At 45.6% G+C, this 13,696-nt stretch carries 8 protein-coding genes; 5 read left to right on the top strand and 3 right to left on the bottom strand.

Features of this window, described 5'->3' with window-relative positions:
* The first annotated feature begins 81 nt into the window (after positions 1-81).
* Together JGK22_RS17070 and JGK22_RS17065 are read left to right on the top strand one after the other, a co-directional pair.
* The gene (locus tag JGK22_RS17070; protein WP_293313262.1) at positions 82-3,138 is read left to right on the top strand and encodes a HEAT repeat domain-containing protein; all 3,057 of its coding nucleotides are present in this window, start codon (positions 82-84) and stop codon (positions 3,136-3,138) included.
* A 178-nt stretch (positions 3,139-3,316) separates the two neighbouring features.
* Positions 3,317-3,793 carry a cyclic nucleotide-binding domain-containing protein gene (locus JGK22_RS17065; RefSeq protein WP_293156112.1) on the top strand — a complete coding sequence of 159 codons (477 nt, stop codon included), beginning with the start codon at positions 3,317-3,319 and terminating at the stop codon, positions 3,791-3,793.
* Between the two features lie 289 nt (positions 3,794-4,082).
* Here the strand turns inward: JGK22_RS17065 and JGK22_RS17060 are convergent, their stop codons facing one another.
* A complete protein-coding gene (locus JGK22_RS17060) occupies positions 4,083-4,427 on the bottom strand; it encodes a DUF4870 domain-containing protein (protein WP_293183305.1) in 345 nt (114 codons plus the stop codon).
* Between the two features lie 102 nt (positions 4,428-4,529).
* On the opposite strand from JGK22_RS17060, the gene prfC reads away from it, so the two are divergent.
* From prfC to JGK22_RS17045, 3 genes are read left to right on the top strand one after another with little or no spacing between them, the layout of a single operon-like run.
* Positions 4,530-6,158 (top strand): peptide chain release factor 3, encoded by a 1,629-nt coding sequence (gene prfC / locus JGK22_RS17055; RefSeq protein WP_293183303.1) that lies wholly within the window; start codon positions 4,530-4,532, stop codon positions 6,156-6,158.
* A 57-nt stretch (positions 6,159-6,215) separates the two neighbouring features.
* Positions 6,216-6,491: a hypothetical protein gene (locus tag JGK22_RS17050; protein ID WP_293313260.1), complete on the top strand. Its 276-nt coding sequence runs from the start codon at positions 6,216-6,218 to the stop codon at positions 6,489-6,491.
* A 51-nt stretch (positions 6,492-6,542) separates the two neighbouring features.
* Positions 6,543-7,106, top strand: a complete 564-nt coding sequence (locus JGK22_RS17045; RefSeq protein ID WP_293313258.1) for a Uma2 family endonuclease — start codon at positions 6,543-6,545, stop codon at positions 7,104-7,106.
* A 202-nt stretch (positions 7,107-7,308) separates the two neighbouring features.
* On the opposite strand, the gene JGK22_RS17040 is transcribed toward JGK22_RS17045, so the two are convergent.
* Both JGK22_RS17040 and JGK22_RS17035 read right to left on the bottom strand, forming a co-directional pair.
* On the bottom strand, positions 7,309-12,822 hold the full coding sequence (locus tag JGK22_RS17040) for an ATP-binding sensor histidine kinase (RefSeq protein WP_293190540.1): 5,514 nt from the start codon (positions 12,820-12,822) through the stop codon (positions 7,309-7,311).
* Between the two features lie 578 nt (positions 12,823-13,400).
* Positions 13,401-13,595, bottom strand: a complete 195-nt coding sequence (locus tag JGK22_RS17035) for a KTSC domain-containing protein (RefSeq protein ID WP_293313256.1) — start codon at positions 13,593-13,595, stop codon at positions 13,401-13,403.
* Between the last annotated feature and the right edge of the window lie 101 nt (positions 13,596-13,696).

Genomic DNA, 13,696 nt, shown 5'->3' with positions numbered 1-13,696 from the left:
AATCGTTCGATGCTCGCGCTAGCCGAAGTCTAAAATCTAAAATCTAAAATCTAAAATCGGGATATCTACGCACTCTTAAGCATGGAAAATTTTCAAATCAGCGCTTGGGCGGGAGCAGGAAAAGGAGTGCTGCGATCGCTCAACCTGCGATCGGAAGAAGTAGAGCGAACCATACTGATGTTCCTCGTCTACACTCTAACCTCCGTCGGGCTGATCTGGCTGGAACTCAGCACGGTAGGTCTGTTTTTAGACGAATTCGGTGCGGACAAAATGCCCTTTATCTATATAGCCAGCGCCTTTATTGGTTCTGGTTTGGGATTTGTCTACTCGTGGATGCAAAAAATCCTGCCGCTGAGACGCACCGTTGTAGCGGTTCTGGGAATGATGTCGGTACCGCTATTTTTGTTTAGATTCGGCATCGGCTACGAAAATACTAAGATAGCTGGCATCAGCATCGCTTTTATTACTATTTTTTTGATGTGGCTGTGGGTGGAAGCTTGCTATGTCCTCAACGACCTCAATACTTCCATTACTTCCAACCAACTGTTTAATATTAGAGAAATCAAGCGCACCTATCCGCTAGTCAGTAGTGGTTATCTAGTGGCTGGGGTAGTTAGCGGGTTTTCTCTGCCAGTTTTGCTCTATGTAGTCGGACTCAAAAACGTTACTCTAGTATCGGGGTTAATGGTGGCGACAGGCTCGCTGTTGCTGTACTACCTCACAGAAAAATACCGTCAAGCTTTCCCGGAAACGGCTCACTGGACAGATGACGAGGACGAAGACGACCAACAAGAATTTACCGCCCGAAAAATAACAGGCCCTCTCCAAAAATACGCCATACCTCTAGTTAGTTTTTTCGTCCTTGCAGAAGTCCTCTATGTGTTGGTAGATTTTCAATTCTACAGCCAGCTAGAATACCAAAACCCTTCGGACGGCGCTAGTGGAGCTAGCTGGATTGCTAGCTTTTTGGGCATTTACGAAGGCATACAAGGTTTGTTTCAAGTGGCGACTCAGTGGTTCGCCTCCAGCCGCTTGGTAGAACGAATCGGTGTATTCGTGACGGCGATGATTTTGCCGGCGGGAATCGCTATTCTGGGCGTGCTGACGATAGGAGCATCCCTGGGCCAGCTAGTATCTGTGTTCATCGGACTGATATTGCTGAGATTTCTGGACGAACTGCTGCACTACACGCTGTTGGAAACGGTGAGCCCGGTTTTGTTCCAACCGATTCCTGACAATATTCGATCGGGAATTCAAACTCTAGTCAACGGTGTGGGCGAACCTCTGTCCTGCGGTGTGACAGGAGTTGGCATCCTGATTATGCTGTGGGTGACAGACAAGGTACTTCCCCACCAAGACGAAAAAGACACACTATTTCATGACAACCAAAGCTTGGTATTCATAGGTGCGATCGTACTTTTGGCCCTGGTGTGGCTGTTTGTAGTCTGGCTGATCCGCTCTCAATACGTGGGTTTGTTGGTCAAAAGTGCTGAACGGGGGCGCTTGGGCGTCACCGATGTTGACCTGAAAGCTCTCAAACGCGCAGTGGTGGAAACTCTGGAAAAGCCGGGGGGCGAAGATGAAAAGCGCTCTTGTATAGAACTGCTGACGCAAATTGACCCGAAAAATGTCGGAGAAGTTTTGGCGCCGATCCTGGAAGTGTTACCTTCGGCTTTGCAGCGCCAGAGCTTGGAAACAATGCTGCAACACCCAAACCCGGAATATTTAGAAGCTGTACGGGCTCTATCGCAGCAATCCTTGCCGCCGGAGGTGCTGGCCTTGGCTTTGCGCTACATCTGGCTGACGGAGGCTGAACCGAATATCGACAGCTTGCGGCCTTATTTGCAGCCGAATGTCGATCCGGTAGTACGGGGTACGGCGGCTGCTTTAATTATGAGAAGGGGCGATCGCCAGCAAAAGGCAGAGGCTACTAATACGCTGCGCCAAATGCTTACCCACAAGATGGAACGAGAACGGGTGATGGGAACGCGGGCTCTGGGAGAGGCTGATTATTTGCAAGGACTGCGGCTTTATATTCCCAATCTGTTGCAAGATGAATCTCTGCGAGTGCGCTGCGCTCTGTTAGACGTGATTTCTTCTACTCATTCGGAAGAATATTATCCTTCGCTGCTGCGCGGACTCGGTTACAAATCGACTCGGGAAGCGGCTTTGCAGGCGATCGTCAAACTTCACAATGATGCGATTCCTTTGCTCGTCTATTTGGCTGAGGATATCCATAAGTCAGATTTGGTCAGATTGCAAGCTTGGACGGCTCTCGGTCAAATAGGGACTGTGGAGGCGATCGACATTTTGGTCAGCAATTTGATGACGGCTTGGGGAACTACCAGGCGCAACATCCTCCGCATCCTGTTGAAAATGCCATCGGAAGCGGGTATAGAAGGGATTCTAGACCGCATCGGCCGCAGCGGATTGGAAACTCTTATCGAACAGGAGTTGATGTTTATCGGTCAAATTTATGCAGCTATGGTGGATTTGTCTGGTGTAACAACCTATGGCAATTTTGCCGATCGAGATGCCAGCAGGGGTGCACCCGAGAACGATACGGCTCAATTGTTGCAGCGCGCTCTGGCGGGGTTGGAAGCTGATGCTAAGGAACGATGTTTTTTGCTGATGAAGTTTCTTTATCCGTTGGACACCGTACAAGCTGCTGCTTTCAACATTGCTTCTGGCCAACCTTCTTTGGTGGCTAGGGGATTGGAAATTCTCGACAATACTGTGGATATCGCTAAGAAGCGATCGCTGATCAATTTGTTGGATCAGCACTCGGAAAGAGAGAAATTGAGCAATCTCTCGGAATTAATGGTGTACAAACCTCTATCCCCGAGCGATCGTTTGCGCCGCTTACTGGAATTGCGCCATTTCCTTTCGGATTGGACTTTAGCTTGCTGTTTTCACTTGGCGAGGGAAGCGCGTTGGAGCCTTACCGCCCAACAAACTCTTGTCTGTCTGCAACACCCGACGGGTTTTGTCCGCGAAGCAGTGTTAGCCTATTTGAAAATAGCTTCACCGCGGGCTTTGCTCGAATTGTTGCCGAGGCTGCAAAATGACCCCGATAATTTGGTATCAGCTCAAGTTGAAGAGATGATGGCAGAGTTGGGTGCTGGGGGGAAAAGGTAAAGAAGGAAGAGGGAAGAAGGAAGAAGGAAGAAGGAAGAAGGAAGAAGGAAGAAGGAACAAAAAGAAACTATCTTCAATACCTAATTCCCAATACCTAATGCCCAATTCCCAATGCCCAATGCCCAATGCCCAATTCCCCTTCCTTTGTTAAAGTTTAAATTAATCACTGCATCGCATTATGTTAACTAGCGTCGAACGCCTATTGTTTGTCAGGGAAGTTCCGATTTTTAAGGAACTGCGGGATGATTTTCTTGTCCGTCTAGCATCGGTAATGGACGAACTTTCGTTTCCTTCTAAGCACAGGATTTTTACGGAAGGACAAGAAGGTCGATCGCTCTATATCTTGGTATCGGGTACGGTGCGGGTGCATATAGGCGATCGGGATTTGGCACAGTTGAAGGCGGGGGCTTGTTTCGGGGAAATGTCGCTATTTGATGCGGAACCTCGATCGGCTTCTATTTCGACTCTGGAACAATCGGAGTGTTTGATGCTGACTCAAATGCAGCTTTATGATGCGATCGATGAAACGCCGGGAATTGCTGTTAATATTATTCGCTTGCTGTCGCGCCGGATTCGCGAGTTGAATATCAAGTTGAATGCTAAGGAAGCGGTTATGCCGCCTCCTGATGCTGTGAGAGTTCCTGAAATGCGATGAATATTGGGAATCGGGAATTGGGAATTGGGAATTGGGAATTGGGAATTGGGAATTGCGGATAGTTTATTCCTTCTTCCTTCTTTCCTCTTCCTTCTTCCTTCTTCCTTCTTCCTTCTTCCTTCTGCTATCAAACAATTAAAAACCGGGCTAGAAGCCCATCCCACAAAAATCTTTTTTCTTGTGGGATGGGCTTCTAGCCCGTCCCAAAATTTGGTTAAAAGGATTTTTGCAAGAGGTCTATTGAAGAAATCGGGTTGTTTAAAATCGATAATGAAGCGCGATTTGCTGTCTAAACTATTCGGAAAATAAAAGGGTAGCGGTAAGCTTCGTTTGGAGTTTGCAACACGTGGATAATAGCCATGATTGTCAGTCCCCAATGTAGGAGATAACCTAGCGGCACTAGGATAAACCCGGCAAGCCCAAAAGTCACCACAGTTAACGCCACAATCACAGCGCTGTACACCCATACATTCAAGTGAAAATTGATGGCTTCGGTGGCGTTTTCTTTGACAACGGGGTCATCAGATACTAACAATACAGCGATCGGCGCTCCGATCGATAAAACTAACGTGCTGAAAAAAATCGCCCCGTGACACACCAGTGATAGCAGCTTCCGCTTGTCGGAGTCGTACATATTACTTTGATTCCTTGACTTTAGTGATAATTTTACCTTTAATAGCAACTCTAGCACAGGCTATAATGGCGATCGGGTGATGATTCCCCTACCTATTTTGTGATGACAACAGAACTCGAAACTGAACTGCTAACTGCTGTTGAGCGCCGGCGCAACTTTGCTATTATCTCCCACCCTGACGCGGGAAAAACTACTTTGACAGAAAAGCTGCTGCTTTACGGAGGTGCAATTCACGAAGCAGGTTCTGTGAAAGCACGGCGGGCTCAGCGACACGCTACTTCTGACTGGATGGCGATGGAACAGCAGCGGGGAATTTCGATTACTTCTACTGTTTTGCAGTTTGAATATCAAAATTATCACATTAATCTGCTCGATACTCCCGGACACCAAGATTTTAGTGAAGATACTTATCGTACTCTGGCGGCTGCTGATAATGCGGTGATGCTTGAGGATGCTGCTAAGGGTTTGGAACCGCAAACTCGCAAGTTATTTGAAGTTTGTAAGTTGCGACGTTTGCCTATTTTTACTTTCTTTAATAAGCTCGATCGCCCTAGCAGAGATCCTTTGGATTTGTTGGACGAAATTGAGAAGGAATTGGGGTTGCAGACTTATCCGGTGAATTGGCCGATCGGTACGGGCGATCGCTTTAAAGGTGTTTTCGATCGCAGAGGGCGCAAAATTCACTTGTTCGAGCGGACTAAACACGGTTCTCGCGCTGCTGTTGATACGGTGATCGAATTGGGCGATCCGCGCATTGAGGATTTGTTGGAACAAGACCTTTACTATCAGCTCAAAGAAGAGTTGGAACTGTTGGATGAGTTGGGAACTGAACTCGATTTAGACTCCGTTCGCGCTGGGAAAATGACTCCCGTTTTCTTTGGTAGTGCGATGAGCAATTTTGGGGTCGAGCTGTTTTTGGATGCGTTTTTAGATTACGCCATGAAGCCGATCGCCCGCAACAGCAGCGCCGGGGAACTTCCGCCAACTTACGAAGATTTTACCGGGTTTGTGTTTAAGTTGCAAGCGAATATGGATCCGAGACATCGCGATCGCGTGGCGTTTATTCGCGTTTGTACCGGCAAGTTTGAAAAGGACATGAACGTCACTCACGCTCGGACTGGTAAAACGGTGCGTTTGTCAAGACCTCAAAAGTTATTTGCTCAGGATCGGGAGTCGATCGAGGTTGCGTATCCGGGCGATGTTATCGGTTTGAACAATCCGGGGGTTTTTGCGATCGGCGATACTATTTTCACCGGTCAAAAAGTCGAATATGAAGGGATTCCCTGTTTTTCGCCGGAACTTTTTGCCTTTTTGAGAAATCCGAATCCTTCTAAGTTTAAGCAGTTCCGCAAAGGTGTTTCGGAGTTGCAGGAAGAGGGCGCTGTGCAAATTATGTATTCGGTTGATGAGTCGAAACGCGAACCAATTTTGGCGGCTGTGGGACAGTTGCAATTTGAAGTGGTGCAGTTCCGAATGCAGTCGGAATATAATGTCGAAACTACGATCGATATGTTGCCTTACAGTGTAGCTCGTTGGGTAGATGGCGGTTGGGATGCGCTGGCCAAGGTGGGACGGCTGTTTAATACTGTGACGGTGAAGGATTGTTGGGGAAGGCCGGTTTTGTTATTTAGGAATGACTGGAATTGCCGTCAGGTGGAAGGTGAGCATCCTGTTTTGAGGTTAAATGCGATCGCGCCTGTGGTTTCTGGTTTGGCCGTTACCGCGGAGTGAGATTACCACGATTACCTTGAATGAAAGACAACCCTAGATTCGATCGAAATCTTCCGAGTGGCGATCGTTGACATAAGCGCGATCGCCTCCATCAACCGCAAGCAGTGCGAAGTGCAAGCAGATTTCGACCTTCGGGGCGATCGATCAAACTCGATCGCCCCCGGCTACGGCAAACTGATCGGTTTGTACGAATCCCGCAAACCAGAAACCTGGAAGCATCCAGTCACAAATTATTCCCTCACCTACCGCCGCTTGTTTGAATTAGAAGCGTGTCTGCTGGAAAAAGAAGGGTCGGGAGAAAGCGGTTTATTCGGTCAATTAATTGTGCGCTGAGGTGATAAAATGGCATAAGCAAAAAAACTGGTATCTAGTTTGCATCGCATTATGGTTGCTTTACCCGATCGCCTATTGATGAGCGCAGAAGAATACCTGACTTGGGAACCCACCCAAGAAGAACGCTACGAGTATTGGGATGGCGAAGTCGTCGCTATGAGTGGCGGAACCCGCAATCACAATCGGATTACCTTCAACTTCTCCAAGGTTCTAGATGATGCCCTTGTCGATCGCCCTTGCGAGATGTACATGGCGGATGTAAAAGTCCAAGTGGAACCAGGGCGAAAGTATTTTTATCCTGATGTTGTCGTAACTTGCGACGATCGCGATAACGATCCGCAATTGGTACAATTTCCTTCCTTGATTGTCGAAGTTTTGTCACCTTCAACGGAAGCTTTGGATCGTGGCGCAAAATTTGCTAAATATCGCCAATTTTCAACGCTGCAAGAGTACGTCTTGGTGCAAGTCGAACAGCCCGGAGTAGAGCTGTTTCGGCGCAACGAACAAGGGCTGTGGGTGCTGTCGGAGTACGGTTTGGGCGATACTTTGCGACTGGAATCAGTGGATGTCGAAATTGCGATCGGCCAATTGTACCGCCAAATACAATTTTCTTAGTCTCGCGTTGCGCGGACATTGTTTGTGTAGCCACGAATTCCATTCGTCCTTTCTCTCTTTCTTTCTTTCTTTCTTTCTTAGTCCGCGGAGGCGGACATTGTTTGTGTAGCCGCGAATTCCATTCGCCGGGTATCCAACGGAAATTCACCCAATATTCACCCAATATTCACCCAATATTCACCAGATATTCCCCCTTTCTTCCTTACAAAACTTGCTTGGGGGCGATCGGAATTTCAATAATAAACTCAGTCCCCTCTCCAGGTGCAGAAACACAACTCAACTTTCCGCCATGAGAACTCACAACAATCGAGTGCGAAATCGATAATCCCAAACCAGTTCCCGAACCCACCGGCTTAGTTGTAAAAAACGGATCGAATATCTTGTGCAGCACCTCACTGCTCATCCCTGGCCCACTATCAGCCATTCTAATAATAGCAGAATTGCGATCGGTCACCTCCGTAGAAATTGTAATAGTAGGCTGTTTATGAGAGCTTTCCGGGCAATCTCTTGCCAACAGCAGCGCATCGATCGCATTTGTCAAAATATTCATAAATACCTGATTCAACTGCGACGCATAACAAGTAATTAACGGTAGCTTGCTGTAATTTTTAATCACCTCAATTCCCAAACGGCCACCTTCTTTTCTCAGGCGGGGTTGCAGCAACATCACTGTACTGTCTATGCCTTCATCGATATTAACCGACTTCATTTGCGCTTCATCCAGGCGCGAGAAATTCCGCAAACTCAACACAATATCCCGGATTCTTTCCGCTCCGACTTTCATAGAATCCAGCAGCTTTTGCAAATCTTCGCTCAAAAATTCCAGTTCAATTGTTTCTATTTCCTCGATGATTTCATCAGCAGGTTCGGGATAGTGCTGCTGGTAAAGCTCAATCAACTTCAGCAAGTCTTTCACGTAGTCGCTAGCTGGATTGAGATTGCCGTAGATAAAACTTACAGGGTTATTAATTTCGTGAGCAACACCAGCCACCATTTGCCCCAAACTCGACATTTTTTCAGTTTGAATTAATTGAGCTTGAGTTAGTTTCAGCTCCAGCAAAGTTTGTTCTAAACGCTCATTCTTGTCATTTAACTCATACGTCCGCTCTTGCACTTTCTGCTCCACAGAATTGTAAAGCAGAGCATTTTCCAAAGAAATAGCAACTTGCGAAGAAAGCAGCCTTAAAACTTCCAATCTATGCGCCGTAAAAGCCCCGAGTGTTAAATTGTTTTCTAAATAAAGAATCCCAATTAGTTTGCCTTGATTGACAATCGGCGTACACAAAAGAGATTTGAGCTGGTGTTTGGCGATGTAAGGATCGGCAGTAAATCGCCCCTCAGCCACAGCATTGCTCAACACCAAGTCCGAGCGAGTCCTTTCCACATAATTAATCACCGTAACAGGCAAATCCTGACATTCTTCCACAGGCGTAAATTGCAGCACTGCTACATCTTCAGCAATTACTGACGCTTTGGCAGAAATCAACAGTTTTTCATCTCTCACCAAAATTAAAAACCCGGATTGTGCGCCTGCGTTTTCGAGGGATATCCTCATCAAAGAAGCCAGCAATTTGTCTAGGACAATTTCGCTGGAAATTGCCAGAGATGCTTTCATTACAGTTGCTAAATCCAGCACTCTCGCATCGCTTCCAGTAGAAGTATGAATAGTTGTGGTAGTTTGATTGTTGTGAAAACTGCCGTTGAGCGGCGTCATTTCCCGCAACTGGGGATACTTCTGTTCTAAATCTTCAACTTTGCGGACTGCACCCCAGCGCAAGTAGCACGAGTGAGCTTCGCGCAAGTGGATTTTGGCATATTGATATTTGCCTTTACTCAACCAAAACTTGGCGGCTAGTTCGTTAGCGAGGGCTTCATTTTGGACAAACTCATTGTCTTGAGCTAAATTGATCGAGAAATCGTAAAGCTCTACAGCTTCTGAATCTTTCTTAGTAATTCTGGCTATTTCTGCTTGTACTAAAAGATACTTGTGCAGAAAGTTTTCACGACAGTTATCAGCCCAGATTTTCATCTGTTTTTGATTGGCTTCTAACTTTTCCAGATATTGTTTTTGCTTGCTTTTTGAAACATTGGGAAAAACGGCAGCTAAAACTAGAGAAAAGAAAAAATTCCACTCGGTAGCGGGTATCGCTCCGGTAATAAAAGATAGTTGCTTTTCTACTTCCAATGCTAGTTGTAGTGCTTCATTGAAGTTGCCATACCAGTACATTACCTGGCATTTGCGAATCTGGTAAAGGCAAAGCGAGTACAAATTTTGATGAGCTTGACAGTTTTGTACGTATTCAGCTTCGCTCATATCGTCGCTTTCAAAGACAAACTTGTCAACAGTGAGTTGGCTCAAGTTACGCAGTATCAGCTCCACTCCTAATAATGTATCGGTAACAAGCTGATTTTTGGTTTTTTGGCTGAACTGCAAATACCTGCTCGTGTCTGCCAGAATTTGCGATATTTCTTTGCCTTGAAAAAAGTAATTGGCTATGCGGTTGGATAGGATATAACCGGCATATTCTAAATCTCCTGATTCTAAAGCTGCTTGATATCCTTCATTACTGATTGCGTGTGCCTCTTTAATATGGTTGAACCAGTAATGAAAAATACTAACCAGCGAAGAACAAGCTCTGCACTTCAAGCCGATATTGCCAGATTTTTCACTCAAATTCAGCGATAGCATGGCAAATTGATACGCGGCTTTGTAATCTCCCGAAACAGCGTTTAAGAACATACCGTAGCCTGCGTAGCAGAGAGATGCTTCGGGTACTAAACCGTAGGTGAGAGAAAGATTGACTCCTTTTAAAACGCTGACTTTCCACAAGTCGGGATTGCTGAGGTAAGCTGATGTTAAGAAGTTGGTGATTAATTTGACTGCGACTTTTTTGTCGGGTACTGTCATTTCGGGAGCGTCAATCAGGGAAGCTATTTCTCTACCTGCTAAAAAGTTTGTGGCTGCTGCAAATTCTTCGGCTATGACTTTTTGCAGCCCGTCTAGCGGCAAGTCAATGCCCAGCAAGTTCAAGGCTTTGATTCCAGCTTTAACTGCTTCCTCGTATTTGGCTCGCAGGGTGTACTGCACGATCAGGAGGTTGTAAATTTCTACTTTTTCTAAAGGCGATCGCGCTTTTTGCAAAGTTATGTTGATAAATTCTTCTGAATGCTCGAAATAGCCGTTCAGATACTCAACGTTAGCGCGCTCCATGTGCAGAGCAAAGGCTAAATCGTAGTGGGAATCCCAGATATCGGCGGTTAAACCGTCCATACCTGCGGTTAAATACTGCAACGCAGCAACATAAGCAGTGGCATCTTTGGCTCTGCGGGCGGCGTCTAAATTCAGGGTTGCCAGTTCGATTAGTTCTCGCTCGTCTCGAATTAGCGATCGCGCTACATTCAAGTGATCGACTAACTCAAAGATTCTGTCAGCGCGATATTCAGCAGGAGTATTTTCGAGGATTTGCCTGCCGATTTTCAGGTGAACGTCTTTTTTTTGCGAATCATCAATTAAAGCATAAGCTGCTTGTTGTACGCGATCGTGCAAAAATTTATAATTGAGAATTAACAGCGGAAACAGCACGTAATCTAATGACTTGCTTTCCAATTCCGAAGTCGGCAGAATCAGCCCCGACTTAATCGCCGGCAACAGGTGAGAAAAAGTTTCCGACGCTTCTTTCTCATTAATTAAAGAAAGAGTATTTAAGTCAAATTCGTTGCCCAAACAAGCCACTAAACGCAAAACCTGCTGCGTTGAACTTGGCAGTTTTCTCAACTTCTGCACCATCAAATCTACTACATTGTCAGTGATAGCGCACTGCTCAATTTGAGTCATATCCCAATGCCAGCCGCCCTTGCTCCCCAACTGTGGCGGATGAAAAACTAGCAGATTTTCTTGATACAATGTTTGTAGGAATTGATTAACAAAAAAAGGATTGCCGTCTGTTTTACTGACAACCAGTTCAGCTAAGGGTTTGACCGATTTGCGATCGCTGTGCAAAGTCTCGGCAATCAAATGAGTGATGTTGTCCACCCCCAGCGGCGACAGAGCAATCTCATTAATGATGGCTTCCTGATTTCGCAGCGTCTCCACAGTCATCATTAAAGGATGAGTGGGACTGACTTCATTATCCCGATAAGCGCCAATTAAAAACAGATATTGTGTCGCTTCATCTGTCATCATCAATTCGATCAATTTGAGTGTAGCAGAATCAGCCCACTGCAAATCGTCGAGAAAAATTACCAGCGGATGTTCGGGCTGGCAAAATACGCGAATGAAATTTTGAAAGACTAAATTAAAGCGGTTGAGAGATTCCGTCGGCCCCAATTCAGCTACAGGAGACTGAGCTCCGACAATTAGTTCTACTTCGGGAATTACATCAATAATAATTTGCCCGTTTTGCCCGAAAGCAGTACGGAGTTTTTCGCGCCAAACTGCCAATTGAGCTTCGCTTTCAGTTAAGAGTTGTCGCACCAATTCCGAAAAGGCGCTAACAACTGCTGAGTAAGGAATAGTCCGCTTGTACTGGTCAAATTTTCCCCAAATAAAATAGCCGCGCCTGCGGGTAATAGGTTTGTCTAAAATCTTCACCATTGCAGATTTGCCAATGCCGGAATAACCAGCAATCAGCATCATCTCGCTGCGGGATTTATGCTGTCCTCTCGCGAGCACTGACAGGGAACTTTCTTTGCGCGATTTGCTCTCTTTCTTGATGACAGAAATTTGGGACTGTTCGATGCGGTAGGCTCGATTATTTGTTGCTGCTACCCGTTCAAATGCCGCTAAAAGAGTTTCAACTTCTCGCTGTCTGCCGTAAAGTTTTTGAGGAATTTGAAATTTGTCAGAAATATCTTGGCTGCCGAGAGCAAACTCGGAAATAACCCCAGATGTTTGCAACTGAAACAGACAGGATTCCAAATCCGCTTTCAGTCCCCAAGCACTTTGATAGCGATCCTCAGCCGCTTTTGCTAGCAATTTCATCACAATGTCTGAAATAGCTTGAGGAATTTCTGGTGAAAGTTCAGCGAGAGGTACTGGCTGTTTGGCGATGTGACAGTGAACTAACTCCATGGGATCGGTAGTGGTAAAAGGGAGCTGTCCTGCCAGGACTTCATAGAAGGTGACGCCAAGGGAATAAAAGTCCGTGCGGTAATCGATTACCCGGTTCATTCTGCCGGTTTGTTCCGGCGACATATAGGCTAAAGTCCCTTCTAAAAAGTTGGGATTTTTATTGGCAACGTTTTCCTGATTTGAGTCACTTGAGATGCTAAAATCTATGACTTTAACTTGTCCAGTCGCGGGATTAAAAACTATATTAGAGGGGTTTATATCTTTATGAATTACATTTTTTGCGTGAATCTCTCCCAAAGTTTCAGCAACTTTGATGGCTGTGGTCAAAAATCCCAAAGAGGTAAATTTTTGGGTAGCCATAAATATTTTTAAAGATTCGCCACCAAAATCTTCTAAAATCATTGCCAGACTATTTCTAACCTGCTGCAACCTGTGCATTTTAACAACTCCGTCGAGCTGGTTTAAGTTGGCAGTGATGTCATATTCCCGTTTGTATCTATTCAGTTCTTCGGGAGTCGGATAGTCTTCTTTGAGAATTTTGATAATAACAGGTTGGTTGTCTTGCTCGTTGCGGCCGCGGTAAACCAGGGAAGTGCTGCTTTCATAAATGAGAGCGAGAACTGCAACGCCGGGAATTGCCATCATAGTTGGTTCTCTCAAATTAGGTGTGCTTGTTGGTCAATATTACAGGACTTACGCGCGGCGGGCTAGAAACCCGGTTTCTTTGTTGGTAGTTGCTGACAATCTCAAGATTTTTTCCTATGAACCGGGTTTTTTCCGTAAATCCTATGTTATTCTTCATTATCACTCAAGAGCTATGTTTTGGGATGTGTGGGAAGACACGCCGTATCCAGCAAAGAGCTGTTGCTGACTTGCATGGGCCTGGGGCTTTTTCACCTCAGCAGTTAGGTAAACAAAAGCACAGATACAGGATTTGTGCAATGATTTGGTGTGGCGATCGATCGCACGGCTGACAAAAAAACAATCTCAGCTTTTAGGAGATTGCTTGAATTTAGCCTCGCATCTATGTTTTCGGTCAAATTACGCAAGTATTCACACTTCAATCAAACCGCTTCACTGTGCGACTGCTAACTACACGCCCGTCAGTCGATTTTCCATTTTTCGATTTGAGATTTAATTGCAGCGCTGTGAATCACCCGATTCCGAACTTAAGTGTAAAATTTTAATCTCTCCAGGATAGGAGTCGAGGGCTTGTATCCGTTTTAGAGCGAGTCATCTACGCACCGGCTGGAATAATAACCTTTAATCTCGGAGTTAAAAAATCGGCCTGTAGAATCAGCTTCTTGCAGAGATTCCCAAATTTCCGATTCTACGTCGCTGTATTGATAGACTGACCCGCTGCTAAATTCTATTTGCAAAACTTGATCCTCTTCATTGTATCCGATCGCGCTAGCCATTGCGGCTCTCCAGAACTTATGGTGATAATTTTATCTAATGCAAGAAACAAGCTAATACGCGATTTCTAAAATTATCAAAATTAGAAAAGCCATACCCTTGT

Origin of the sequence: Microcoleus sp. PH2017_08_TRC_O_A (assembly GCF_020738665.1) — a bacterium.
Taxonomy (GTDB): Bacteria; Cyanobacteriota; Cyanobacteriia; order Cyanobacteriales; family Microcoleaceae; genus Microcoleus.
Note: the sequence above shows the minus strand (reverse complement) of the source record. Positions and strands in the feature narration are given on the sequence as shown.

What these genes read in the sequence shown, in the direction of transcription:
- JGK22_RS17070 (WP_293313262.1), top strand. Translation starts at nt 82, where the DNA reads ATGGAAAATTTTCAAATCAGCGCTTGGGCGGGAGCAGGAAAAGGAGTG.
- prfC (WP_293183303.1), top strand. Translation starts at nt 4,530, where the DNA reads ATGACAACAGAACTCGAAACTGAACTGCTAACTGCTGTTGAGCGCCGG.
- JGK22_RS17035 (WP_293313256.1), bottom strand. Translation starts at nt 13,595, where the DNA reads ATGGCTAGCGCGATCGGATACAATGAAGAGGATCAAGTTTTGCAAATA.
- JGK22_RS17045 (WP_293313258.1), top strand. Translation starts at nt 6,543, where the DNA reads ATGGTTGCTTTACCCGATCGCCTATTGATGAGCGCAGAAGAATACCTG.
- JGK22_RS17040 (WP_293190540.1), bottom strand. Translation starts at nt 12,822, where the DNA reads ATGATGGCAATTCCCGGCGTTGCAGTTCTCGCTCTCATTTATGAAAGC.
- JGK22_RS17065 (WP_293156112.1), top strand. Translation starts at nt 3,317, where the DNA reads ATGTTAACTAGCGTCGAACGCCTATTGTTTGTCAGGGAAGTTCCGATT.
- JGK22_RS17060 (WP_293183305.1), bottom strand. Translation starts at nt 4,427, where the DNA reads ATGTACGACTCCGACAAGCGGAAGCTGCTATCACTGGTGTGTCACGGG.